The sequence below is a fragment of the Pirellulimonas nuda genome (assembly GCF_007750855.1).
Classification (GTDB): domain Bacteria; phylum Planctomycetota; class Planctomycetia; order Pirellulales; family Lacipirellulaceae; genus Pirellulimonas; species Pirellulimonas nuda.
This window is the reverse complement of record NZ_CP036291.1, coordinates 6,132,728-6,153,494: the sequence shown is the minus strand read 5'-3', so window position 1 is coordinate 6,153,494 and position 20,767 is coordinate 6,132,728. Positions and strand designations below refer to the sequence as shown.

Below are 20,767 nucleotides of genomic sequence, written 5' to 3'. Positions count from 1 at the left end.
GGCGCGCCGCCGGCCCGGCGTTGGCTAAGTCGAAATCCGCACGCTGGGGCTCATCGTGGCGCTGATCGTGATCCCCTTCACGTAAACGCCCTTCACGGCGTTGGGCTTCATGGAGATCACCTTCTGGATGAAGGCGTCGATGTTCTCGGTCAGCTTGGCGGCGTCGAAGCTCAGCTTGCCGACGATGGCCTGCACGTTGCCACCCTTGTCGTTGCGGAACTCAACCTTGCCCGACTTGTACTCTTCGACCGTCCGCGCGATCTCCGGGGTCACGGTCCCGGCGCGGGGAGACGGCATCAGGCCGCGGGGGCCGAGCACCCGGCCCAACGGGCCGACCAGCTTCATCATGTCCGGGGCGGCGATGCAGACGTCGAAGTCGGTCCACCCCCCTTGGATCCGCTTGGCCAGGTCGTCGTCGCCGACCTCGTCGGCGCCCGCCTCGCGGGCGGCGTCGGCCATCGGGCCCTTAGCGAACACCACTACCCGCAGCACCTTGCCGATGCCGTTGGGGAGCACGATCGAGCCGCGGACGATCTGGTCGGCCTGGGCCGCGTCGACCCCGAGCCGCATCGCCACCTCGACCGATTGATCAAACTTGGTGCCGTCGAAGCCCTTGAGGACCGCGACCGCTTTGTCGACCGGCAGCGCCTCGGCGGGCCGCTTGGCGGTGAGCGACTTCATTCGTTTGGTGAGCGTGGGCATCGGACGTGGTCGGTAGTGAATAGTGAGTGGTGAATCGTGACGGGTTGGATCGTAATCGCGGGCCGGGTCGTCCCCGACCCGGCGCGTCCGTGGCGGTGTCGCTGCTAACCCTCGACAACCAACCCCATGCTGCGGGCGGTCCCCTCGATCATCCGCACGGCGTGATCGAGGTCGCGGGCGTTGAGGTCGGCCATCTTGGTGTTGGCGATCTCCTCGAGCTGGGCCCGGTTCACCTTGCCCACCTTGGTCTTGTTGGGCACGCCCGAGCCCTTGGCCAGCCCGGCCGTCTTCTTCAGCAGAACCGCCGCGGGGGGGCTCTTCATGATGAAGTCGAACGACCGGTCGCTGTAGACGCTCACGATCACGGGGATCATCATCCCCTGCGCCTCGCGCGTCTTGTCGTTGAACGCTTGGACGAACTGGCCAAGGTTGATGCCGTACCGGCCCAGCGCCGTGCCGACCGGCGGGGCCGGCGTAGCCTGGCCGCCCGGGATCTGGAACTTGGCTTGTCCTACGAGTTGCTTGGCCATGACGGACGGTGCGTGGGGGGGTGCGTAAAGGGGATGCGTGTACGTTCTGGACGCGACGGGCTAGATCGCTTCGACCTGCCAGTATTCGAGCTCGACCGGCGTGCTGCGGCCGAAGATGCTCAGCATGAGGGTGATCTTGCCGCTCGACTCGTCGATGGTGTCGACCTCTCCCTCGAAACTCTCGAAGTTGCCGTCCTTGACCTTCACCTTGTCGCCCACGTTGAACTTGATGTTCAGCTTGGGCTCCTCGCCGGTCTCCTCGACCTCCGTCTGCAAGATCATCGCGATCTCGTGCGGCTGCATCGGGGTCGGCTTGCCGCTGGCGCCGGTGAAGTCGCCGATGCCGGAGGTCTCGCGGATCGCGAACCAGGTCTCGTCGCACACGTGCATCTGCACGGCGATGTAACCCGGCCACAGCTTCCGCTCAACAACCTTCTTCTTGCCTGCCTTGAACTCGGTGACCTTCTCGATCGGCACCATGATCTCGCCGAAGAACCGGTCGAGCCCCTCGATGGCCACCTTCCGTTGCAGGCTCGCGGAGATCGAACGCTCGCGGTTGCTCTGCACCTTGAGGATGTACCACTCCAGGTTGATCTGCTCGTCGTCGTCCTCGATCAGCTCGATCGGCCCGGTGGGCGCCGTGCGGACGACCAGCGTCTCGCCGGCGTCGTCTGCTTCGGGCCCGCTGCCTGCTTCGGGCCCGCTGCCTGCCTCTGTCTCGCTGTCTGCCTCTGTCTCGCTGTCTTCTTCGGCGCCACTGACTTCGTCCGCCCCGCCGTCTGGCTCGGTCGCCTCGTTGGAACCTTCGCCGCTCGCGGCCGCGTCGGAATCGACCGCCTCGGAATCGACCTCGGTCGAGACCGCCACCGTCTCGTCCAGACCGGCGGCCTCTGCTTCGCGCAGGGTCGCCGACCCGTCGTCAACGGGCAGGGCGTCGTCGTTCTTTTCGGGGTGTTCGTTCAACGTGCTGTAACGGGTAAACAAGCCGATGGGCCAACGCGGCGTCGCGGGGCGCGTCGCGTGGAAGAATTCAATAACGGGTCAACGGGTGAGGATCAGTCCGAGAAGCCATTTCCACGCCACGTCGTATCCAAACAGCAGCATGGCGAGCAGGAAGATCACCGCGATCACCACCGCCGAGGCCCGGAACAGCGAGGCGCGGCTTGGCCACGAGACCTTGTTCATCTCCGCTTCGACAGCGATCAGAAAGTCCGCAAACTTGGGGAGCTGGATCAGCCGGAACGCGGCCCAGCAACCCAACGCCAACACCGACAACGCCACCGGGGTGGAAGCACGCTGCACCCCCAGGTCGTCGGAGGTGCGGAGCGATCCGTGCAGGCTCCAGGCGCCCGCGGCAACCACGATGGCCAGCGCGTAGAACGTGGCTTGCCGCGCCACCTTCCCCTGCGCCCGCTTGTAGAGCCCGGAGCTGAACAGTTGTTGCAAGTAAGCGGTCACCCGTGACCCTGCCTGAAAGTTTCGTTGAACCGATCCGTGCCCCGCGGCACTGGCCGTGCGGGCCGCCCGTAAACGTCTGACGCGCCGTGTGTGCCTCAGGAGTCCCGAGGCCCTCGCTTCTTCCTTAGCCGCTGGCACGGCCGACTTGCCCGGGGTCCGCCGCTTGGGCGGCGGGCCTTCCCGCAAGCAGGGGCGGTGGGACTCGAACTCACAACCCCCGGTTTTGGAGACCGGTGCTCTGCCAATTGAGCTACGCCCCTAAGTGGCGAGCGGCGCCCGGAGAGTTGTAAATGGTGGGCAGCCCGATCGCTGCCCACCATTCACCGTTGTTTGCTCTCCGGTCACTTCTCGCCCATGACTCTCTACTCAAGGATCTTGGTCACGACGCCGGAGCCGACCGTCTTGCCACCCTCGCGGATAGCGAAGCGGACGCCGTCGTCCATGGCGATCGGCTTCTTCAGCTCAACCACCAGCTTCGCGTTGTCGCCGGGCATGCACATTTCTGCGTCGCCCGCCAGGTTGGCGGAGCCGGTGACGTCCGTCGTGCGGAAGTAGAACTGCGGGCTGTAGCCGCTGAAGAACGGCGTGTGACGCCCCCCTTCTTCCTTGCTCAGCACGTAGACCTCGCCCTCGAACTTGGTGTGCGGGGTGATCGATCCCGGCTTGGCCAGGACCTGGCCGCGCTGGATGTCCTCCCGCTTCACACCGCGGAGCAAGCAGCCGACGTTGTCGCCCGCTTGACCCTGGTCCATCGTCTTGTTGAACGCTTCGACGCCGGTGCAGGTGGTCTTCACCGGCTTCTCGGTGAGGCCGACGATCTCTACTTCGTCGCCCACCTTCACCAAGCCGCGCTCGATACGGCCGGTGGCGACGGTGCCACGGCCTTCGATCGAGAAGACGTCTTCGATCGCCATCATGAACGGCTTGTCGATCTCGCGGGTGGGCTCGGGGATGTACGAGTCAATCGCGTCCATCAGTTCCGAGATGCACTTCGAGGCTTCGGGGTCGGAGGGGTTGTCGTAGGCGGCCTTGGAGTTGCCGCGGACGAACGGGATCTCGTCGGCCGGGAAACCGTTCTTCTCCAGCAACTCGCGGACTTCCATCTCGACGAGCTCCAGCAGCTCCTCGTCGTCGATCAGGTCGCACTTGTTGAGGTAGACCACGATCCGCGGCACGCCGACCTGGCGGGCCAGCAGGATGTGCTCGCGGGTCTGCGGCATCGGGCCGTCAGGCGCGGAGACCACCAGGATGGCGCCGTCCATCTGAGCGGCGCCGGTGATCATGTTCTTGACGAAGTCGGCGTGCCCCGGGCAGTCGATGTGGGCGTAGTGCCGGATCGCTGTCTCGTACTCGACGTGGGCCGCGGCGATCGTGACCGTTTTGGTCGCGTCGCGCACGGTGCCCCCCTTGGCGATGTCCGCGTAGGACTTCGCCTTGGCGAGGCCCTTGGCGGCCTGCACGGCGACGATCGCGCCGGTGGTGGTCGTCTTGCCGTGGTCAATGTGACCGATCGTGCCGACGTTGACGTGCGGCTTTGTCCGCGCGAAAGTGTCCTTGGCCATGGTACTCCCTGAAAACTCTCTGAGAATCGAAGGTGGAAGTGGATCGTCCGGAACGTGCTCTTATCGACTACGCAACTTACTGCCAGAGCTGCTGAGGAGACTTGAACTCCTGACCTCGTCCTTACCAAGGACGCGCTCTACCAACTGAGCTACAGCAGCGGTGCAGGCGTTAGGCCTAAGGTCGTTGTCGTCATCGCCTTCGGCCTCCGACCCGAACCCTCTCTTCCTAACGCCCAACGCCTAAAACCTTACTGCTCCTTAAGCGGGTGAAGGGAATCGAACCCTCGTCTTCAGCTTGGAAGGCTGTGGCTCTACCATTGAGCTACACCCGCACTGGGCCGGTCGCGAAGAGCGGCTCTGTCAATTCTCCCGAGCCTCTCTGGCAGCATCGCTAACAGGCGCCCCACCGAAGGGCGCCTGGCCCGCAATCGCTGCCGCCGCCCCGGTGGTTGCCCGCCGAGGCGTTGATCGATTCCCCGCCGCTTTCTTGTTTTGTCTATCTCGCCGGCCGACAGCCAGCACGCCCTCTAAGGTGACTTGTTTGGCGGCCCAGGCCAATGGTCCGACGTGGGGCCATGGCCCACCGTTCGCTAGCAACCCAACCCGCCTGCCGTTTCAACCCGCCAATCGCGGAGCAGAGGGGCTGCCGTTGTTGCTCTTTTTTTCGCCGATACCGCCCGTGGGCCGAAACTGCCAGTGGAGGGTGTAGGATTCGAACCTACGAAGGCCGGAGCCATCAGATTTACAGTCTGACCCGTTTGACCGCTTCGGTAACCCTCCCCGATGTCCTCGTTCCGATACTCTCGCCTGGCTCCGGTGCTTTGCTGCCGTACGCCGCTCCGCACCGGCTGCCGGGCGGAAGGCTGGCGTGGCTCAAGGAGCTAGCGAAGGGAATCGAACCCCCAACCTGCTGATTACAAATCAGCTGCTCTGCCAATTGAGCTACGCTAGCCTTCGGGCCCGGAAGCTTATGCGAATCGGTTAATATAACGCTCTGCCGAGAGCACGCAAGGGAGGTTATGGCAGCGGTTTTGCAGGGCGCGGAGCGAGGCCTCCGGGCGGCGGGGCCTGGGGCCGGCCTCCTGCAACTTTTTTCAATGAATCGGAACCAGGGGGGCTGGGCGCGGTTGATTCTTGTAGGCAGCAACCTCTTTTCTCCAAAGACCCCGATCGACCGGGGTCGGGTTCGCGTGGCCGCCCCTATCCTTCGTACAGAGGAGTTCTTTGATGAGTCGAATCACGTTGTTCTTTGCAGTGATGGCCCTCGCCGCCGCCCCGTCCGTGTGGGCGCAGCCCGGTGGTGGCCAGGGTGGCCAGGGTGGACGCGGAGGGCAGGGGGGACGCGGCGAACGCGATCCCGAGGCCCGTCAGCGGATGATTGAGGAGTTCGACGCCGACGGCGACGGCGAGCTGAACGAGGAAGAGCGGGCCAAGGCGCGGGAGTCCCGTGGGGCCCGTGGTGGGCGTGGCCAAGGCGACGCCCAAGGCGGCGGCGCCGGGATGCGGGGCGCCGGCGGCGCTCCGACCATGGACCTCGACCGGCTGTTCACCCTGCTGGACGCCGACAAGAACGGGTCGCTCTCGAAGGCAGAGTTCTCGAAGTTTGCTGAGCGCATGCGTGAACTGCGTGGCGCCGGCGGTCCCGGCGCCGGTGGCCCGGGCGCAACCGAGCGTGGCGCCCGCGGCGAAGGCCGTACCCGTGGCGCCGGTGGCGAACGCCCCGCGCGTCCCGCCGCTCCCGCCGCGGAAGCCGCCCCCGCGGACGAGATCTGAGCCCTACCCGGCTCATTGCGTCAGTCGCCCGGCGAGCAGCCCGCTGCTCGCCGGGCTTTTTTTGCGCCCCAACCGAGCGGCCCGAGGCGACGCGGAGGCGCCGCCGCCGGCGTATCCGGCCCAACCCCTACCGCCCCGCGGCGGCAATACCGGCTCAACTCGGCCCCTTTCTGCTTTCGCATCGCAGTGCGCCCAAATAGACTAGAGGGACAGCGACTTTACTCCGACACGCGCCAGCCGCGGCCGCCAGGGCAGACCGTCTATGCATTATTCCACCGCAAATCGCCTGGCGGTGCTCGCCGTCGCCGCTTTGATCGTCGCGGCGTCTGGTTCGCTGGCGTTGGCGCAAGGCGCCCAAGGGGCGTCGGCGCGGGCCCGGGTGCTCGCCCCCGGCGTGCTGACCACGATCCCCCTCGACCTGCGGGCCGACGACACCTCCAGCAAGCACGACCTGCTGGAGCTGGCCTCCGACGCAAAGCTCAATTGGACGCCCGACTTCCTGCCGGGTACCCGCACCCTGTCGTCGAAGGCGAAGGAGGTGTGGTTTCAGCGGCCCATCTGGCAACTAGAGTTCGAGTTCAAGCCGTTGCGGATGATCTACGTCGATGTCCCGCAGCCGGGCGGCGCCGTCCGCCGCGAGCTGGTGTGGTACCTGGTGTACCGGGTGCGGAACCCGGGCACGCAGCTCTCGCCAGAGCCCGTTGAGGACGGCCTGTACGAGGCCCAAGTGACCGCCGGCGGCCCGATCCGCTTTTTGCCCCACTTCGTGCTGCAAGGGCACGACACCGACGCCTCGGACCGAAAGCTCTACCGGGCGTACCTCGACCGCGTGATCCCCGCTGCCGTCGAGCCGATCCGCCGCCGGGAAACCCCCGGCCAAGACCTGCTGGATAGCGTCGCGATCTCCCAGAAGCCCCTGCCGCCCGCCACCGGCCCCGACGACGCCGCGGCCTGGGTGTGGGGCGTGGCGACCTGGGAGGGGATCGACCCAGAAACGGACTACTTCAGCATCTACGTTCAGGGGCTCACCAACGCGTACCGGTGGGTCGAGGACCCGGCCGGCGTGACGGCCCGCGACGCCCCGGGCTCGGCGCGGCGGTTCTTCCGCAAGACGCTACAGCTCAATTTTTGGCGTCCGGGCGACCAGTTCTTGGAGCACGAGTCGGAGGTGCGGTTCGGGGCGCCCCCCGGGCGGGAGTCGCAGTACGGGGTGGAGGAAGGGGTTGCTTACCAGTGGGTCTACAGGTAGATTTCGGGGCTCGATTACCCTTCCAAATCTGCGTACCCCTCACGATTCGACTCAGGCCCCGCAATGGCACACAAGAAAGGTCAAGGCTCTAGCCGCAACGGTCGGGACAGCAACGCACAGCGTCGTGGCGTAAAGCGCTTCGGCGGCGAGGCCGTCCAACCCGGCTGCATCCTGATCCGCCAGCTCGGCACCCGGTGGCGCCCCGGCAAGGGGGTAGGTCAGGGCCGCGATTACACGCTGTTCGCGCTGGTCGAGGGCCGCGTGAAGTTCGACCAAGAAGGCCGGCGGATCAACGTGGTTGACGCCTCGGAGTTGGCCGGCGCGAAGTAGTTGCTGCCAGTCGCTCGTTGGCCGCAGGCAGGCGCCGAGACAGCGACGCAGTTCAAAACTCAATGACCAAGCCCCAATGACCAAGGGGCCCTTCTTGAAGGAGGGCGTTTGGTTATTGGGGCTTGATCTTTTGGGCTTGAGCTCTTGGGCTTGAACTCTTGGGCTGGGTCATTCGTCACTCGAGGTTTCTGATGTTCGTCGATCGCGTCACTGTTGAAGTCCAAGCCGGCCGCGGCGGCGATGGCTGCATGAGCTTTCGGCGTGAGAAGTACGTCCCCCGCGGCGGGCCCGACGGCGGCGACGGCGGCGACGGCGGCAGCGTGATCGTCCAAGCCGTTGACGGCGTCGACAGCCTCAGCGAGTTGATCCACCGCAAGCACTGGCGGGCCTCGGTCGGCGTCGGCGGCAAGGGGAGCAACTGCCACGGCGCCAACGCCAAGGACCTGATCATCCACGTCCCCCCGGGCACCGTGGTGAAGGACGAGCAGCACGACGTGGTGCTCAAGGACCTGACCGCCGCGGGCGACTCGGTGGTCGCCGCCCACGGCGGCAAGGGGGGCAAGGGGAACACCCGCTTCAAGTCTTCCACCAACCAAGCCCCGCGGCAGTTCACCCCCGGGAGCCCCGGAGAGCAGCGGCTGCTGACCTTCGAGCTGAAGGTGATCGCGGACATCGGCCTGGTGGGCATGCCCAACGCCGGCAAGAGCACGCTGCTGAGCCGCGTGTCGCGCGCCAGGCCCGAGATCGCCGACTACCCGTTCACCACCAAGAGCCCCAACCTGGGGATCGCCCAGGTAGACGCGGAGCGGCAATTGGTTCTGGCCGACATCCCGGGGCTGATCGAGGGCGCCCACCACGGCGCCGGCCTGGGGCACGAGTTCCTGCGGCACGTAGAGCGTTGCCGGGTGCTGATCCACCTGATCGAGCCCGAGCCGATGGACCAGAGCGACCCGATCGCCAACTACCACACGATCCGCGCAGAGCTGGAGCAGCACGACTCCGACCTCGCGAGCCGGCCGGAGATCGCCGCGGTCAGCAAGGCGGAGCTGCCGTCCGCGGCCGCGATCCGCGACACGCTCGCCGCCGAGCTGGGGCGGCCGGTGCTGCTGTTCTCGTCCGTGACGGGCGAGGGGCTGCGGGGGTTGTTGGAGGTGGCGTACGAGCGGCTCAATCCGAGCGCCGACTAGTTGACGGTGGAGCGAACCCACCTAGTTAACTTCGTATCCCGGTGGGTTGTCGCCCTGCCAAGCCACGCTCTCTCGCACCGCATCGCCCAGATTTGAGTACCAGTTGCAATCCATGCCCATCCCCATGGGTGGCCCGCTAAGAAACACTAGCCCCCATGGGAATGTTGGGCCAAACCCCTGGCCGCAATAGGCGACACCCGTGTTTGACGAGCGGTGCTCCAAGACCGTCCAGCACGAATACCGCTGCCCCGGAGCGCCGTAGTCCCAGTCACGCTCGACTAGATATGGCTTGACTTGGAGTTCGCGAACTAGTTCGATCAAGGCAAGGTCGCGGATGGTAGTCACCTCAGACTCGAATAGCTGATTGACGCCCAATTCGTTCATCGACCGCTCTCGGTGCTATTTCCGCCTCGTGAATCATGGACCTTGGCTGACCGATTTCCGGCAGACCGGCCGTCGGCGTCGGCGTCGGCGTCGGCGTCGCCAAATCTATCCTGTTTGCCCTGACTTTTACCGTCCGGGTACAATGGAATTATGACAATTGATTGGTCCACGTGCAAAGAAGTTGAACGCATTCCCGACAAGGTGAGCGGCGAGTGGCTTTTTCGCGGCACTCGTGTCCCGGTGCGGAGCCTCTTCGAGAATCTGGAAGACGGGGCATCACTTAGCGACTTCCTCGACTGGTTCCCGGGGGTCTCGCGCCAGCAGGCAGAGAATGTGCTGGCCCACGCTGCGGCCAGCTTGGGCGTGACCGCTGAGTCATGAAGATCCTCTTCGATCAGGGAACGCCCGTCCCGCTGCGATTGGCTCTTTCGGGTCACGATGTCGCGACGGCCGCGGAACTAGGCTGGTCCCGACTCTCCAACGGAGAGCTCATCGCGGCGGCAGAAACCAGCGGGTTCGAGTGCATGATCACCACCGATCAGAACCTCAAGTACCAGCAGAACCTCACGCAGCGCAAAGTCGCCATTGTTGTGCTGTTGTCGGCTTCGTGGCCCCGCATTCGGGCGCATTGCGAAACAGTACTAGCCGCGGTTGAATCAACGCCCGCCGGGGGCTACCGCGAAGTCCCAATTGGGCAGGCGTCGAGGTAGCTCGCGACTCTGCTCGGTCTCGACAGCGCCGGCTATGCAATCCAATCCGAGCGGGGGACGAGAGAAGCTATAGAGCGCCTCGAAACTCCGGCGGCTGACGCCGACGGCTCGCCAGCGGGCTACACCGCCGTGGCGATCAACGAGATATTCTGCCCGCCGAAGCCGAAGCTGTTGGACAGGATCGTCTTGCAGGGCGCCTGCCGGGCCTCGTTGGGGATGTAGTCGAGGTCGCACTTGGGGTCGGGCGTTTCGTAGTTGATCGTGGGCGGAAGCGCGTTGTCGCGGATCGCCATCAGGCCGATGATCAGCTCCGTGGCGCCCGCCGCGGCGATCAGGTGGCCCATCATGCTCTTGGTGCTAGAGACCGGCGTTTTGTAGGCGTGATCGCCCAGCGTCTGCTTGAGCGCCAGCGTCTCTACCTGGTCGTTCACCGTGGTGCTGGTGCCGTGGGCGTTGACGTAGTCGATCGCGTCGGGGTTCAGCCCCGCGTCGCGGAGCGCCATCTTGATGCACGAGATGGCGCCGCGCCCCTCCGGGTGGGTGTCGGTGATGCGGAACGCGTCGGCGGTGGTGCCGTAGCCGGCGATCTCGCCGTAGATCGTAGCGCCGCGGGCCTTGGCGTGCTCGTACTCTTCCAGCACCAGCATGGCGCCCCCCTCGCCCAGCACGAAGCCGTCGCGGTGCAGGTCGAAGGGCCGGCTTGCGCGTTGGGGCTCCGCGTTGCGCTCGCTCAGCGCGGTGAGCAGGTTGAAGCCCGTCACGCCGAACGGGTGGATCATGCTGTGGGCGCCGCCGGAGATCATCACGTCCGCCTCGCCCCGGCGGATGATCTCGGTCGCCTCACCCACGGCCTGGCTGCTGGCGGCGCAGGCGGTCAGGCAGTTGAAGTTGGGGCCCTGGGCGTCGAACTGCGCGGCGACGTACGCGGCCGGCATGTTGGGCTCCTGCTCGATCTCGATCTCGGGGTCCAACTCGCGCAGCCCCGCCGCCACGAAGCCCGACAGGTCGAGCCCGTCTGGCGTGAGCGCGGCGACCATCATCCGGCTGAAGGTCATAAAGTCTTGCTGCCCCTCGCCCGCGCCCAGGTAGACCCCCATGCGCGTGGGGTCGACCGTGCCGGCGACGCCGGAGTCGTCCATCGCCTGCTTGGCGGCGCCCACGGCAAACCGCGTGTGCCGGCCGCGGGTCGCCCACTCGGCCTCGTCGAGGCCAACCGAACCGATCGACCAGTCGCGCACCTCGGAGGAGATCTTGGTCGGGAAGTTGCTAGCGTCGAACAGCGACGTGGTCCCGACGCTGCTCTTGGCGGCCAACAGGTTGGCCCACAGCTCGGGCACGCTATGGCCTAGCGGGGTGACGCATCCGACGCCGGTAACGACAACTCTTCTGCGCATCGGGGGGCTCGGCGGGTTGGGGGTTGGGGGGCCGGAGCACGATTGTACCGCCGCCCGCTTACCCGGTGTACTCGGGAAGCCCGTATTCGGAGGGGTGCATCCGCGATCCGTCCTGGTGCACGCCGACCCGAAACACCCCGGTCACGTGGAGCCAGTGGCAGAGGTCGTCTGCGTCGAACAGCTTCTCGGGCATTTCTTCTCGCCCGGCGCTGTCGGCGTGCATCCTGGCGAAGAAGATCTCTGCGTGCGCCTGCTGGTGGTCGCCCACGTGGGCGGTCACGGTGGCCTGGGCGCCGATGTCCTTGGTGGCCCCGATCTGGGCGGTGTACTTGAGCGTCTGCCCCGGCAACACCAGCCCGTCAAACTCCAGCTTGGTGAACTTGGCCAGCACCACCAGCTCTTGGAACTTGTAGAGCTCGCTCACCAGCAGCCCGGAGGTCTGCGCCATCCCTTCGGCGATCAACGAGTTGGGCATCACCGGGTAGCCGCCCCAGTGATCGTGGATGAACTCGTCGCTCAGCGTCACGCCCTTGTGCGCAACGGCGCGATCTCCCGCGACGTACTCGGTGAACCGGTCGACCCAGAACCAACGCATGAGGCTTTGGCCCCGGCTGATTGGGGGCTACGGGCTGGAGGGAGCGTGCTGGTTAGGCCTGATCGAGCTTGAACTTCACAAAGTTGCAAAGGTCGCCCACCGTCAGGTGCTTGCCGATGTTCTGCACCAGCGGGTCGGCCTCGAACGCCGTGAGGTCGGCGAAGGGCATCCTTTGCTTCAGCTTGACGATGCCCTCGGCGTTCACGCGGCCATCGGTCACGTACTCGGTGTTGGTGAGGATGTCCTCGGGGAACAGCTCGCCACGCTCGATCTTGATGTTAAACGCCTTCTCCAGGCGGAAGACGATGTCCAAGAAGTCGATGCTTTCGGCGTCGAGGTCGGCCTGAAGCTTGGCTTCCGGGGTGACCTCGTCCTCTTCTACCCCCAGTGCTTCGACAAGGGCCTCTTGGACTTTCGCGAACACTTCTTCTTCAGAGGCCATGTCTCTTCTCGCTTCTGGTAACGATGTACTCTTGAACTATTAGATTCCCGTGGAGGCCTGTGCCCGCACACGGTTTACCAAGCTGGTTGTTAAGCGGCGCTCGAGGCCACTTTTGGCCTGCGGTAGATCGCCTTCTCCCACTTCTGCAGGAACAGCCGCATCCGGGCGTCTACTTCGGCCATCTCCGGGTCGGCGTCTCCCAAATTGTATTGTTCCAGCACCAGCCGACCGCTCAGCGTCGGAGCTCCGTCGACCGAACCGTTCACTTTTAACGTCACCAGACGCTCGTCGCGTTTGATGACCTCTACTTCGACTCGAAGGCGGTTGCCGGGCGTCACAAACCCGGCGTACTTCACGTTTTTTGCTTCTTTCAGGTTGATTACGCTGTGGGCGTAGTCGCTCGAGATCCGCAGCAGCCAGGCCGAAGCCTGGGTCGCGGCCTCCAGCATGAACACGCCCGGCAGGACCGGGAACTCCGGAAAGTGGTCCTGCAGGTACTCTTCGCTGTAAGAGACGTTCTTGACCGCCACGAGTCGGCGATCGCCCTCGATCCTTTCAATTACGTCTAGCAAACAAAAACGCATGCCGCACGCCTACACTGCGATCGTGACAGACCCCCCTTCGGCTTGAGTCGACCTTGCGTCGGGCCCAAACTGTGGAGGGATAGGGTACCTGGGGAATCTTAGCGATGCGGATTATAACGCCGGTGGCGCCCCGCCACAACGGCTTCGGCCTGCATTCCGACGTTCGGCGCCCCGGCTAAGGGGCCCCGCCCCCGCGGAAGTGGCCCCCGAGCGTCCGGTTCCTCGGAGGTCTATCGTCGCGGGCTCAGGGCGTGCGTGAGGGCAATCGACGCCAGCGAAGTCCCCAACAAGGGGTCGTCTTCCTTCATCAGCGGGCTCGTCAGATTGACGACAGACCCGTCGGGCCGCTGCTGTGCGGCGATCTGCGCCGCCATCTCGGCCTGCCAGCCCCTCGGCCAGCCCAGGGCCACGTAGGCCTCGGCCCGCACGGCTCGGTGGTAGAGCGAGATCGCCTCTCCCCAGGGCTCGGGGTGGTCGGTAGGGACACCCTGGGGGTAATCGAGCCGGGGGTGGCCCAGCAGCCACTGCCGTGCCGCCTCTACGCGGTCATCCTCCGGCGGCGCCCCCGCCGCCAACAACGCCAGCACGCCGTCGCAGGTAGCGGTGGCGTAGCTGCGGTAGCCCGCTTGGTGGGGCGCCTCGGCGTGACGGCCCTTGTTGGCGGCGGCGACGACGCTCGAGAAGAAGAAGCCCCCGTCGAACCCCGGTGGGTTGAGCCCGGCCTGGTCAGGCAGGTGCTGCACCCGCGCCAGGAACCGCTCGGCCAGCGGGCCGGCGGCCGGCGGGCCTGCCGCGGCGAGCGCCTCGAGGGCCCGCCGGGTGTGGGCCAGGTCCATGTGCCCCGGCTCGCCGGGCGCCAGCGGGGCGTCGAACCCCCAGCCCCCCAAGGCGGGATGGTCGGGCCCGAAGCCGTTCTCGGGGCGAAACTGGGCCTCGGCCAGGAAGCCCGCCATCCGAGCGACCAGCTCTGCGTCCCCATCGGCGAGCGGGGTTCTGCCCCCCTTCAACAGGCACAACAGGCCGTAGGCGGTGCTGTAGACGGGATACTCAACCACGTCTGGGTCGGCGTGCCCCAGCGACCCGTCGGCCGCTACCCGGCCGCGGATGAACGCCAGCGCCTTGTCGACCCCGCCGGCGGGACGCGGGCAGACCTCCTCGGGGACGCCCAACAGCGTGTGCAGCACGAACGGCGTGAAGGCCTGGCCCGACCGCATGACGCCGTAGTTCTGGCTACGCCACGACCCGTCCGCCTGCTGCTGCGACCAGAGGAACCCCGCGGCCCGCCGGAGCGGGGCCTCCGCGGGGTCCTCGCCGCCCGCGGCCGCCGGCGCCGCGAGGCAGCCGGCCAGCAGCAGGGCAAGCGACAGCGTTCGGGCGATCGGCCGCGTCATTTGCCGGCCTGCGACAGCTTGGAGGCGTCGTTCGCCTTGGCCATCGACACGAGGAACTCTGCGTCGCGGTCGGTCGTGAGGCACTGCACCACCGCGGCGGTGCAGAACACGGGGCTGCTGATGCAGTGGTGGCCCGACCAACTGCCGTCGCCGTTCTGTACCTTCTGGAGCCGGCCGTGCATCTTGTCGTTCCAGTGGTTGAACTTGTCGCCGCCGGCGATGACCAGCGACTCGCTGGTCATCAGGTAGCTGAGGAACTCCTCGCCGCCGTTGTTGCCGAAGCCCTTGAGGAGCGTCTCGTCCCCAAGCCGATCGATCTGGGCCTGGTTCTGCCGGAACGACGCGCTGAGCCGGACCGCTTCTTGCGGCGCGGCGCCCGCCTCGACGAGCGTCTCTTCGCTGATCTGGGCGTCCGCCTCGAGCCGCCCGTCGCTGACCGCTTTGGAAAAGAAGTCTTGCGCCACCCGCGCGCCGGCCGCGTTGCCGCGGAAGGCGCCGTTGAAGGCGTACAGCTCGACTCCCGCCGCGTCGCTGGCGTCTGCGCGGCCCGACTTTTCATCAACGTTGCCGTTCTGGTACCTCACCGCGCGGTCGAGCACTTGCTCGTCCACCTTCTTGCCAACCCCTTTGGCGAGCTGCATCGCGGAGCAACCGAGCGACGATTGCAGCACGGGCGCCCAGCCGCCGCCGCCCCCCCAGCTGCCGTCTGCTTGCTGCGACTGCTGCAGCTTGATCAGGCACTTGTCGAGCGCCGCGTCGACCCGCGGCCGGAGGGCGTCGTCCTCGGCCAGCATTGGCAGGACGCGCGCCAGGTACTGGGCCGCCAGCGCCGTATCGACCTGCCGGCCGAGCTTGGTTTGTGGCTGGGTTCCCTCGATCTTGGTGATCAGCGGGCCCTCTTCGTCGGCCTTCTCGACGGCGTCAACCAGGTACGTAAGACCCTTGCGGACCTGCGGGTAGTGGTCTCCCTCGGCCGGCGTGTGCCCGGCCCGCAGCAACGCCAGCAGGCTGAAGGCCGTGGTGGCCGGGTCGGTGGGCACGGCGTGCGGGTCGAGGACGTTCTGGGCCGCGTGCGAGCCGCCCCCCCAGCCGCCGTCGTTGTGCTGCGCCTTGACCAGCCACTCGACCCCTTGCTGCACGAAGTCGGCGACCGGCTTGGCGACGATCGGCGCCGAGGGCTTGGTTGTTTCGTTCGCGGCCTCTTTGGCCGGTTCGGCGGGGCGCTGCTCGGCGGGCGCTATCGCCCCCGGGGAGGGCGCGACCGCCGCGGGCGCTGTTTCCTCGGCGCCCGATAACTCGCTGGTGAGGGTGACGGCTGCTGCCCAGCAGCCGACCAGGGCGAGCGCCCAGATCGTCGAACGCATGGCGTGCCTCTACGGAAAAGGGGGAGAGAATCGGCCCCGGGATCGGGCCGCCAACGGGTCTGACGAGCGCGGGGCGGGGAGAGTTCCCAAAGATTTTGCGAGCGCGTGGCTGCTGCTACCATCGCGCCCAATAGCCGCCGACCTACGGTCGGCGCGTTCAGAACTGCTAGCGGGCCCGCGCCGACCGTAGGTCGGCGGCTATTGGGGGTCCCTGCTCGTGACCCGCGTGCTCACTTCTCTGCCACTCGCGCCGCGCGTTTGCGGCCGCGGGGGCGGAAGCGTTCGCGGATGGCCGCCAGCGCGTCGACCAGCACGTCGACCTCTTCCAGCGTGTTGTAGAGGTAGAAGCTGGCGCGTGTGCTGGCCGAGATCCCCAGCCGGTCGTGCAGCGGCTGTGTGCAGTGGTGGCCCGCCCGGACGGCGACCCCCTGCTCGTCCAAGAGTTGGGCGATGTCGTGCGCGTGCGGCCTGTCGAGCGTGAAGCCCACCAGCCCCGCACGCTGCTCCGGCGGCGGGCCAAGCCGCGTGAGCCCCTCGACCTCGCCGAGCCGGCGCCAGGCGTGCTCGACCAGCCGGTGCTCGTGCTGCTGGATCGCGTCCATCCCGATCGCTTGCAGGTAGTCGATCGCGGCGCCCAGGCCGATGGCGCCCGAGATCGGCGGCGTTCCGGCCTCGAAGCGTGTGGGGATAGGCGCCGGGGTGAAGCGGTCTGCGTACACGCGGTCGATCATGCTGCCACCCCCCAAGAAGGCCGGCATCGCCTCGAGCAACGATCGCTTTCCGTACAGCACGCCGATGCCCGACGGGCCCGTCATCTTGTGGCCGCTGAACGCCAAGAAATCGACGTCGAGCGCCCGCACGTCGGTCGCCATGTGCGGCACGCTCTGGGCGGCGTCTACCAGCACCAGGGCGCCCACGGCGTGGGCGCGGCGGATGATCTCGGCCACCGGGTTGATGGTGCCGAGCGTGTTCGAGACGCTCGCCACGGCGACCAGCTTGGTGCGCCGGGTCAGCAGCGAGTCGAGGCCCGAGAGGTCGAGCAGGCCGTCGTCGGTGATGGGGATCTGCCGGACCACGGCGCCGGTCCGCTCGGCGGCCTGGAACCAGGGGACGAGGTTGGAGTGGTGCTCCATCAGCGTCAGCAAGATCTCGTCGCCGGGCTTCAGGTTGGCCTCTCCCCAGCTACGCGCCACTAGGTTGATCGACGCGGTCGTCCCCTGGGTGAAGACGATCTCGTCGGCCGACTCGGCGTTGATGAAGGCCCGTACTTTCTCTCGCGCCGCCTCGTAGGCGTCGGTGCTGCGTTCGCTGAGCGTGTGGATGCCGCGATGGACATTCGCGTAGTCGTGCTCCTCAAGCCGACGCACGGCGTCCATCACTTGGCGGCTGCGCTGCGTGCTGGCGGCGTTATCCAGGAACACCAGCGGGCGGTCCCCGTGCACCGACTGCTGCAGGATGGGGAAGTCGTCGCGGAGCGATGCGGGGAGCATAGGAGCTTGGATTAGAAAGCGGGATCTGGAGGATGAACCATGGAGCCGAAAGCGTCAGCGCCCGGAGTCGAGCGCGAGAAACCTCCGGACGCTGACGCTTCCGGCTCCCCGGCGTTCACTCCACCGGCGAGTGGACCGCCGACTGCAATGCGCGCCAGCTTAGCAGGCAGCACTTCTGCCGGTTGGGCGTGAGCCTGGGGCCGTAGAGCTTGAGCATCTCGGGTGCGCCGAAGGCCTTGAGCTCTTCGGTTGTCTTGCCCTGGATCTCCTCGAGCAGCATCGAGGCCGAGGCCTGGCTGATCACGCAGCCGTCGCCGGTGAACCAGCAGTCTTCGATCTTCCCCTCGGGAGAGATCTTCAGCGCCACGCGCACCAGGTCGCCGCACAGCGGGTTCTTGTCCTCGTGCGCGTGGGTCGCGCCGGGCAGGTCGCCGCGGTGGAAGGGGTCCTCGTAGTGGTCGAGGATGTGTTCCTGATAAAACTCTTCTTCGGAGGGCATCCGGGCTGGGTGGTTGAGCGGGTTGGGTGCAAGGCGGGGCGGGGCTACGGGGGCCAGCCTCGGGGGTTCGCAGTCGAGGGCGGGTAGTTGATGGGCGCCGACGCTTGGGGGGGGCTCTCACTTTTCAGTGTAGGGGGCGTGGTTCCGAGGAGCAATCGCCTCGCTTCGTGTCCCACCGGCCTGCGCGGTTGGCTATATTGCAGGGAACGAGCGTCTGAATTCGACAGAGCTTTGTTCCGAGACCGGAGAGCAATATGGACTCTTGCATCGCGTGGGGTCGCCCGACGCTTCGCCCCGCCACGAGCTGCATTGCCTTGCTGCTTGCGCTGGCAAGCCTGGTTGGAGCGCCGACTGCCGCCGAGGCCCAGGACGACTCGGCCGTCGTCGAGTTCATCGTCATGGCGCCGCGCGGCGCCGCCGAGAAGAAAGAAGTCGACGATAGTGCGATCGTCGATGGGCTTATCAAGGAGCTCCAATTGGGCACTGACTGGTTCAGCGCCAACGCGGGCGCGGACGTTTTTTTTGGCAAGAGCAACAAGGCTGGCGGAGAGCCGGACGTGACGCAGCTCGTCACGGCGCTGGTGAAACTCGCCGCCCCCGACCAAATCACCAGCACCCGCACCGTCAGCATCAACGGCCGGGTGGGGACACGCGTCGCGCCGGTTTCCGACTTCGAGGTCTTCTGCGCCGCGATCGACTACGGGCGCGTACTCGAACGGAACAATCGCGAGCGTTACGTCAAGGTTCGCATCCAGCCCGAAGAGATCACCAAAGAAGCCCTGGAGGCCCGCGCGCAAGCCGTTGGAAGAAGCGACGTTGTCGATGAACTCTTCAGCCAAGACGGGCCTCGCGGGATGGGCCTCGCGGGGCGGGGGTTTGGCGGCTTCGGGAGGGGCTTCGACGGGGGGGTCGGCAACGGAGGGTTCGGCGACGGGGGGTTCGGGGACCGGGGGCTCGGCGGCGGCGGCGAGGGCGAAGACAAGTTCGGCGTAGGCGATCGCGTGGAGATCAGCATCGCCGGCAAGTGGTACCGCGGGGTCGTGGAAGCCGAGCCAAAGTTTAAAAACACGATGGTGGCGGTCGACGACCTCGAGCGGCTCGCCGCGGCGGTCTCCAGCCGCGCGCTGAAGACTCAGCTAGAGCGACGCTCGCAACTGAGAATCGTAGCGCCGGAGGGCTACCTCCGCCGCGCGACGGGCCCGGCGCCAGGGGTCGGCGGGGGTGGCGGGGCCGCCGAGCCGCGCCAGTGGAGCGACGCCTCGGGCCGCTTCTCGGTCACCGCCACTTTTGTTTCCGAAGCGGACGGGGTGGTCACGCTCCGCAAGCAGAGCGGCGACGCCATCAACGTGCCCGTCGCGAAACTGTGCGAGGCCGACCAGAACTACCTGGCGGGCGTTGCGTCGGGGGCGACCGGCGGCGCTGGGCCTGCCGGCCTTGGGCCGGTGGAGCGGGAGGCGAAGGTGCTGGCGGTCGACCGCCGCAATGTCAGGCCGTTTGACAAGTCGGGGCTCCGCGAGTGGCGGTTCGACCCGCCCCCGTCATCGCCGCCGTTGGGCGAACGCGAGTCCTACCCCACGGTCGATCTGGCGGCGATCCCCGGCTCGCAGCGCTTCTTCGAACGCGCTTCGATATTTGTGTCGCTCGACGGCAAACGGGTGATTGTCAGCCGGCAGAAAGGCGGCGTGGGGGGCGCCCCCCAGCCGTTCTTGCACATGGTCGACCCCCCCGGAGGCCGCGTCACGCCGCTCGTCGCCGGCCCTCCCGGAACCAAGGTGCTGGACGCCCTTGCCGATCGGGCGGTGGTGCTGATGAAGTCCGACGGGAGCGGGGCGGGCTCGAAGGTGTACGTCCAGCGGATGACGGCCACCGACCTTCAGCCGGTTATCGAGTGGGAGCCCTACCCCTCCGGCCGAGGCCAAGACAGAGCCCGCGATGTTGACTACGCCTGGTTCCTCCCCGGCAATCGCGTGCTGACGGTGTCGAGTCGCGGGTGCGTCTGCACCGTGTGGAAGCTCGGGGCTGCCGCGGTCGCTGAGTACGAGATCGCGCTGGGCGTCCAAATCCCGCACGTGATTATCGGCCCCCAGCACCGGCTGTTGGCGATTGGTTCCGATGAAAAGATCACGGTGTTCGATCTCTCGGAGGGCCGCGTTGTCGGCTCGGTTGAGGCCAACAAGGGCGAGCGAGCGTATTTCCATAGCGTCAACAACTTGCGTCAAATCGCGTTCAGCAGCGATCTGAAACACATGGCTGTGCTCCGGGACGGCGCGCTCGCTACCTGGGACATGGCCACCGGCGAGATGGTGAGCGAGCTCTGGCACTCCGGGATCGGATTCAGCTCGAGCATCGAGTGGGTCGGGGACTTTGTGCTGCTGGACGGCAAGCATGTCTTCGACCCGCTGCGACGTGTCCTCTTGTGGGAGTACACGGCCGACGCACGATTCTTCGCCCCCACGACGACCGTGGCGAGTGGGCGGATGTGGTTTATCCCAAGCTCCAAGAGTGAGGGAGCGACTTTCCTCGGTTCAACCGTGCTGCCCGACGAACAGGTCCAGGCGATGGCCGAGTCGCTGGGGCCGCCCGAATCGCTCCTGCTCGCCAAGCCGGGGGACGAGGTGTCGATCCGCATCGATGTTGACGAGGCGTACGGCTCGGTGGACGAGGTGCGACAAGCGGTCACCAAGCAACTGACCGCGGCGGGTTACACCGTCGTCGATGGCCCGACGCAGCTCGTCGCCTTCGCCGAGTGCAGGAAGATGCAGGAGGAGAAACAGATCCGCATCAACGTCGGTGGGAACGCGTTCCCGGAGGAACAGGACATCGTCACGCGTTGGATCCGACCGGCTCTTTCGCGGGTTGGTTTCGAAGCCAATGGCGAGGCGATTTGGATCGACGGGGGCAGCTACGACGTCTGGGGCAACATCTACCTCGAAGAGGGCGAGTCGCTCGACGACGCGTTGGAACGGCTCACGACGCCCGACATCCGCCGGGTGCTCTCAGCTACGTTCGCCAGCTACGTCGCCCGGCAGGGAAACGTAGGCTCTGACAAGGCGTACGGAACCTCGGACCTGGCCGACGGCTTGTTCGGGGCAAAGTAAGCGGCCGGCCGGTACCCGCAGCGCT

General features: G+C 66.6%; 20 protein-coding genes and 5 tRNA genes. 7 read left to right on the top strand and 18 right to left on the bottom strand.

What is annotated here, in order from left to right; genetic code table 11:
* Positions 1 to 24 precede the first annotated feature (24 nt).
* The 10 genes from rplA to Pla175_RS23870 all read right to left on the bottom strand — a co-directional run bounded on the left by rplA (position 25) and on the right by Pla175_RS23870 (position 5,204).
* On the bottom strand, positions 25 to 702 hold the full coding sequence (gene rplA / locus Pla175_RS23915) for a 50S ribosomal protein L1 (RefSeq protein ID WP_145291530.1): 678 nt from the start codon (positions 700 to 702) through the stop codon (positions 25 to 27).
* A gap of 104 nt (positions 703 to 806) precedes the next feature.
* The gene (rplK, locus tag Pla175_RS23910; RefSeq protein ID WP_145291527.1) at positions 807 to 1,232 is read right to left on the bottom strand and encodes a 50S ribosomal protein L11; all 426 of its coding nucleotides are present in this window, start codon (positions 1,230 to 1,232) and stop codon (positions 807 to 809) included.
* 60 nt (positions 1,233 to 1,292) lie between these two features.
* Positions 1,293 to 2,195 carry a transcription termination/antitermination protein NusG gene (nusG, locus tag Pla175_RS26320; protein ID WP_197527112.1) on the bottom strand — a complete coding sequence of 301 codons (903 nt, stop codon included), beginning with the start codon at positions 2,193 to 2,195 and terminating at the stop codon, positions 1,293 to 1,295.
* A gap of 78 nt (positions 2,196 to 2,273) precedes the next feature.
* Positions 2,274 to 2,690 carry a preprotein translocase subunit SecE gene (secE, locus tag Pla175_RS23900; RefSeq protein ID WP_145291525.1) on the bottom strand — a complete coding sequence of 139 codons (417 nt, stop codon included), beginning with the start codon at positions 2,688 to 2,690 and terminating at the stop codon, positions 2,274 to 2,276.
* 187 nt (positions 2,691 to 2,877) lie between these two features.
* Positions 2,878 to 2,950: transfer RNA gene (locus Pla175_RS23895), tRNA-Trp, on the bottom strand.
* A 102-nt stretch (positions 2,951 to 3,052) separates the two neighbouring features.
* The gene (gene tuf, locus Pla175_RS23890; protein ID WP_145291523.1) at positions 3,053 to 4,252 is read right to left on the bottom strand and encodes an elongation factor Tu; all 1,200 of its coding nucleotides are present in this window, start codon (positions 4,250 to 4,252) and stop codon (positions 3,053 to 3,055) included.
* Positions 4,253 to 4,338: 86 nt separating this feature from the next.
* Positions 4,339 to 4,411, bottom strand: a tRNA-Thr gene (locus Pla175_RS23885).
* A 102-nt stretch (positions 4,412 to 4,513) separates the two neighbouring features.
* Positions 4,514 to 4,584: transfer RNA gene (locus Pla175_RS23880), tRNA-Gly, on the bottom strand.
* Positions 4,585 to 4,949: 365 nt separating this feature from the next.
* Positions 4,950 to 5,032: transfer RNA gene (locus tag Pla175_RS23875), tRNA-Tyr, on the bottom strand.
* A gap of 99 nt (positions 5,033 to 5,131) precedes the next feature.
* Positions 5,132 to 5,204: transfer RNA gene (locus tag Pla175_RS23870), tRNA-Thr, on the bottom strand.
* Between the two features lie 275 nt (positions 5,205 to 5,479).
* Between Pla175_RS23870 and Pla175_RS23865 the strand changes: the two genes are divergently transcribed.
* From Pla175_RS23865 to Pla175_RS23840, 6 genes are all read left to right on the top strand, one after another.
* Positions 5,480 to 6,025 (top strand): EF-hand domain-containing protein, encoded by a 546-nt coding sequence (locus Pla175_RS23865; RefSeq protein ID WP_145291521.1) that lies wholly within the window; start codon positions 5,480 to 5,482, stop codon positions 6,023 to 6,025.
* Positions 6,026 to 6,287: 262 nt separating this feature from the next.
* A complete protein-coding gene (locus Pla175_RS23860; protein WP_145291519.1) occupies positions 6,288 to 7,274 on the top strand; it encodes a hypothetical protein in 987 nt (328 codons plus the stop codon).
* Between the two features lie 63 nt (positions 7,275 to 7,337).
* Positions 7,338 to 7,604, top strand: a complete 267-nt coding sequence (gene rpmA, locus Pla175_RS23855; protein WP_145291517.1) for a 50S ribosomal protein L27 — start codon at positions 7,338 to 7,340, stop codon at positions 7,602 to 7,604.
* A 191-nt stretch (positions 7,605 to 7,795) separates the two neighbouring features.
* Entirely contained in the window at positions 7,796 to 8,791 is a 996-nt protein-coding gene (gene obgE, locus Pla175_RS23850; protein ID WP_145291514.1) for a GTPase ObgE, read from the top strand.
* Positions 8,792 to 9,325: 534 nt separating this feature from the next.
* Complete coding sequence (locus tag Pla175_RS27215; protein WP_145291512.1) at positions 9,326 to 9,556, top strand: DUF433 domain-containing protein; 231 nt, start codon at positions 9,326 to 9,328, stop codon at positions 9,554 to 9,556.
* The gene (locus Pla175_RS23840) at positions 9,553 to 9,885 is read left to right on the top strand and encodes a DUF5615 family PIN-like protein (protein ID WP_145291509.1); all 333 of its coding nucleotides are present in this window, start codon (positions 9,553 to 9,555) and stop codon (positions 9,883 to 9,885) included. Before Pla175_RS27215 ends, Pla175_RS23840 begins: the two co-directional genes overlap by 4 nt.
* A gap of 119 nt (positions 9,886 to 10,004) precedes the next feature.
* Here Pla175_RS23840 and Pla175_RS23835 read toward each other — a convergent pair whose 3' ends face one another.
* From Pla175_RS23835 to Pla175_RS23800, 8 genes are all read right to left on the bottom strand, one after another.
* Positions 10,005 to 11,279 carry a beta-ketoacyl-[acyl-carrier-protein] synthase family protein gene (locus tag Pla175_RS23835; protein WP_145291507.1) on the bottom strand — a complete coding sequence of 425 codons (1,275 nt, stop codon included), beginning with the start codon at positions 11,277 to 11,279 and terminating at the stop codon, positions 10,005 to 10,007.
* A gap of 58 nt (positions 11,280 to 11,337) precedes the next feature.
* Positions 11,338 to 11,874: a hotdog family protein gene (locus Pla175_RS23830; RefSeq protein ID WP_145291505.1), complete on the bottom strand. Its 537-nt coding sequence runs from the start codon at positions 11,872 to 11,874 to the stop codon at positions 11,338 to 11,340.
* Positions 11,875 to 11,926: 52 nt separating this feature from the next.
* Complete coding sequence (locus Pla175_RS23825) at positions 11,927 to 12,316, bottom strand: acyl carrier protein (RefSeq protein ID WP_145291503.1); 390 nt, start codon at positions 12,314 to 12,316, stop codon at positions 11,927 to 11,929.
* Positions 12,317 to 12,405: 89 nt separating this feature from the next.
* Positions 12,406 to 12,900: a 3-hydroxyacyl-ACP dehydratase FabZ family protein gene (locus tag Pla175_RS23820; RefSeq protein WP_145291501.1), complete on the bottom strand. Its 495-nt coding sequence runs from the start codon at positions 12,898 to 12,900 to the stop codon at positions 12,406 to 12,408.
* Between the two features lie 230 nt (positions 12,901 to 13,130).
* Positions 13,131 to 14,291, bottom strand: a complete 1,161-nt coding sequence (locus Pla175_RS23815) for a prenyltransferase/squalene oxidase repeat-containing protein (RefSeq protein ID WP_145291500.1) — start codon at positions 14,289 to 14,291, stop codon at positions 13,131 to 13,133.
* Positions 14,288 to 15,655, bottom strand: coding sequence for a hypothetical protein (locus Pla175_RS23810; protein WP_145291498.1), 1,368 nt, complete (start codon positions 15,653 to 15,655; stop codon positions 14,288 to 14,290). Before Pla175_RS23810 ends, Pla175_RS23815 begins: the two co-directional genes overlap by 4 nt.
* 230 nt (positions 15,656 to 15,885) lie before the next feature.
* Complete coding sequence (locus Pla175_RS23805; RefSeq protein ID WP_145291495.1) at positions 15,886 to 17,145, bottom strand: cysteine desulfurase; 1,260 nt, start codon at positions 17,143 to 17,145, stop codon at positions 15,886 to 15,888.
* 115 nt (positions 17,146 to 17,260) lie between these two features.
* Complete coding sequence (locus tag Pla175_RS23800) at positions 17,261 to 17,644, bottom strand: iron-sulfur cluster assembly scaffold protein (protein ID WP_145291494.1); 384 nt, start codon at positions 17,642 to 17,644, stop codon at positions 17,261 to 17,263.
* Positions 17,645 to 17,898: 254 nt separating this feature from the next.
* On the opposite strand from Pla175_RS23800, the gene Pla175_RS23795 reads away from it, so the two are divergent.
* The gene (locus Pla175_RS23795; RefSeq protein ID WP_145291491.1) at positions 17,899 to 20,742 is read left to right on the top strand and encodes an SHD1 domain-containing protein; all 2,844 of its coding nucleotides are present in this window, start codon (positions 17,899 to 17,901) and stop codon (positions 20,740 to 20,742) included.
* Positions 20,743 to 20,767 lie beyond the last annotated feature (25 nt).

Bases quoted from the DNA above. Each gene is read 5' to 3' on its own strand.
- rplA (WP_145291530.1), bottom strand. From the start codon at position 702: ATGCCCACGCTCACCAAACGAATGAAGTCGCTCACCGCCAAGCGGCCC.
- rplK (WP_145291527.1), bottom strand. From the start codon at position 1,232: ATGGCCAAGCAACTCGTAGGACAAGCCAAGTTCCAGATCCCGGGCGGC.
- tuf (WP_145291523.1), bottom strand. From the start codon at position 4,252: ATGGCCAAGGACACTTTCGCGCGGACAAAGCCGCACGTCAACGTCGGC.
- Pla175_RS23865 (WP_145291521.1), top strand. From the start codon at position 5,480: ATGAGTCGAATCACGTTGTTCTTTGCAGTGATGGCCCTCGCCGCCGCC.
- Pla175_RS23860 (WP_145291519.1), top strand. From the start codon at position 6,288: ATGCATTATTCCACCGCAAATCGCCTGGCGGTGCTCGCCGTCGCCGCT.
- rpmA (WP_145291517.1), top strand. From the start codon at position 7,338: ATGGCACACAAGAAAGGTCAAGGCTCTAGCCGCAACGGTCGGGACAGC.
- obgE (WP_145291514.1), top strand. From the start codon at position 7,796: ATGTTCGTCGATCGCGTCACTGTTGAAGTCCAAGCCGGCCGCGGCGGC.
- Pla175_RS27215 (WP_145291512.1), top strand. From the start codon at position 9,326: ATGACAATTGATTGGTCCACGTGCAAAGAAGTTGAACGCATTCCCGAC.
- Pla175_RS23840 (WP_145291509.1), top strand. From the start codon at position 9,553: ATGAAGATCCTCTTCGATCAGGGAACGCCCGTCCCGCTGCGATTGGCT.
- Pla175_RS23835 (WP_145291507.1), bottom strand. From the start codon at position 11,279: ATGCGCAGAAGAGTTGTCGTTACCGGCGTCGGATGCGTCACCCCGCTA.
- Pla175_RS23830 (WP_145291505.1), bottom strand. From the start codon at position 11,874: ATGCGTTGGTTCTGGGTCGACCGGTTCACCGAGTACGTCGCGGGAGAT.
- Pla175_RS23825 (WP_145291503.1), bottom strand. From the start codon at position 12,316: ATGGCCTCTGAAGAAGAAGTGTTCGCGAAAGTCCAAGAGGCCCTTGTC.
- Pla175_RS23820 (WP_145291501.1), bottom strand. From the start codon at position 12,900: ATGCGTTTTTGTTTGCTAGACGTAATTGAAAGGATCGAGGGCGATCGC.
- Pla175_RS23815 (WP_145291500.1), bottom strand. From the start codon at position 14,291: ATGACGCGGCCGATCGCCCGAACGCTGTCGCTTGCCCTGCTGCTGGCC.
- Pla175_RS23810 (WP_145291498.1), bottom strand. From the start codon at position 15,655: ATGCGTTCGACGATCTGGGCGCTCGCCCTGGTCGGCTGCTGGGCAGCA.
- Pla175_RS23805 (WP_145291495.1), bottom strand. From the start codon at position 17,145: ATGCTCCCCGCATCGCTCCGCGACGACTTCCCCATCCTGCAGCAGTCG.
- Pla175_RS23800 (WP_145291494.1), bottom strand. From the start codon at position 17,644: ATGCCCTCCGAAGAAGAGTTTTATCAGGAACACATCCTCGACCACTAC.
- Pla175_RS23795 (WP_145291491.1), top strand. From the start codon at position 17,899: ATGGACTCTTGCATCGCGTGGGGTCGCCCGACGCTTCGCCCCGCCACG.